Below are 885 nucleotides of genomic sequence, written 5' to 3'. Positions count from 1 at the left end.
GAGGTCGAAGAGCTCGCAGCGCTCCTTGAGGTGGGGGAAGCGGGTCTGGTGGCGGACGATCTCGGCGCGCGCCAGTTGCCAGAAGTCGGCCTCCGGGACGCCCAGCTGCGTGGCGCAGAGCGGCGCGAGGTAGCGGAAGACGCCGATGAAGAGGCCCGAGTGGATGAACTGGGGCAGGAAGCCCGGGCTCTCCGTGAGCAGGACGGCACGCACCTCGTCGGGCATGTCCGCGTGCTCGGGCAGCGGTTCGGAGCTGATGTTGACGTCGTCGACGAAGTCCTTGACGGCGAGCCGGGTGGGGATGTCGTGCTCGTCGAAGACGACGATGGCGTTCTCACCGTGCGGGGAGAAGACCGTGCCGTACTGGTGGAGGAAGTGGACCAGGGGCGGCAGCAGCGCGGCGAAGAGGTGGCGGAGCCAGTCACGGGGGTCGAGGCCGGACCGGGCGACGAGTTCGGCGGTGAAGGCCCGGCCGTCGCGGCCGGTGTGGATCAGTGAGGCCAGTGTGCGGGCGCGTTCCCCGGCGTCCAGATGGTGGCTGAGCGGTTCCCGCCAGATCGCGCCGAGCAACTCCTTGTACTGGCCGACGGTGACCGAGGCGACCTCGCCCAGGAGGATGACGCGGCACTCGTCGCGCAGGTACGGGTCGTTGTCGCGCAGGCCCCGCACCCAGTCGGTGACGGCCGGGGCGGCGAGGGTGCGTTCGGTCGGCAGGCCGCGCCAGACGAGGGTGTTGAGGATGGTGAGCGGGAGTTTGACGGTGTGGCGCCGGGGTCGGCTCAGGTTGAGGAAGGTGCGGATGGACTGCTGGGGCAGCCGCTCGTCCGGGTCGGGGGCCAGTGGCACGATGCGCCGGTCGGCGACGGCCGGGGCGAAGAGCGGGAC

Annotated in this window: 1 protein-coding gene; it reads right to left on the bottom strand. The window is 70.8% G+C overall.

The genetic code is table 11. The features are described from left to right. The coding region (locus ACFV9O_RS40625; protein WP_385428161.1) for an IucA/IucC family protein at positions 1–885 on the bottom strand (885 nt) is incomplete at both ends.

Origin of the sequence: Streptomyces sp. NPDC059909 (genome assembly GCF_042730885.1) — a bacterium.
Taxonomy (GTDB): Bacteria; Actinomycetota; Actinomycetes; order Streptomycetales; family Streptomycetaceae; genus Streptomyces.
The sequence above is the reverse complement of the archived record's forward strand: the minus strand, read 5'-3'. Positions and strand labels throughout refer to the sequence as shown.